Annotated in this window: 2 protein-coding genes; both read left to right on the top strand. The window is 27.6% G+C overall.

Annotation, left to right across the window (positions count from 1 at the left end):
• The coding region (locus tag KA878_RS13540; RefSeq protein ID WP_210142197.1) for a replication initiation factor domain-containing protein at positions 1-414 on the top strand (414 nt) is incomplete at its 5' end.
• Between the two features lie 78 nt (positions 415-492).
• Positions 493-791, top strand: a 299-nt coding sequence (locus KA878_RS13535) for an aminoglycoside 6-adenylyltransferase (protein WP_210142195.1), incomplete at its 3' end; no start/stop codon positions are given.

The raw sequence follows: 791 nt of genomic DNA, 5'->3' as shown, positions 1-791 counted from the left end.
TATTTTGGTGTTCGTGACAGTGATAGATTTATAAGAATTTATAACAAGAAACAAGAGCGTAAGGATAATGCAGACATTGAAGTTATGTCTGAACACTTATGGCGTGTAGAAATTGAATTAAAAAGAGATATGGTTGATTATTGGAACGATTGTTTTAATGATTTACATATTTTGAAACCAGATTGGTCTAGTTTAGAAAAAGTAAAAGACCAAGCAATGATTTATATGCTAATTCATGAAGAAAGTACATGGGGTAAATTAGAAAGACGTACAAAAAATAAATACAGAGAAATGTTAAAAAGTATTTCAGAAATTGATTTAACGGACTTAATGAAATTGACTTTAAAAGAGAATGAAAAACAATTGCAAAAGCAGATTGAATTTTGGCAGCGTGAATTTAGATTTTGGAAGTGAATTAAATTTTATACACGTAAGTGATCATAAAATTTATGAACGTATAGCGTGAATTTAGATTTTGGGAGTGAAAAAACAATGAGGACTGAAAAAGAAATTTTAAATTTAGTTTCTGAATTTGCTTATCAACGAAGCAATGTAAAAATTATTGCTCTCGAGGGTTCAAGAACTAATGAAAATATAAAAAAAGATAAGTTTCAAGATTATGATTTTGCTTTTTTCGTATCAGATATTGAGTATTTCACACATGAAGAAAGTTGGTTAAGTTTATTTGGAGAATTATTGTTTATACAGAAACCAGAAGATATGGAATTATTCCCACCTGATTTAGATTATGGTTACAGTTATATAATGTATTTTAAAGATGGCATAAAAAT

Origin of the sequence: Staphylococcus sp. GDY8P57P, from assembly GCF_017892585.1 — a bacterium.
GTDB lineage: Bacteria > Bacillota > Bacilli > Staphylococcales > Staphylococcaceae > Staphylococcus > Staphylococcus borealis.
This window is presented reverse-complemented; position numbering and strand designations above follow the sequence as displayed.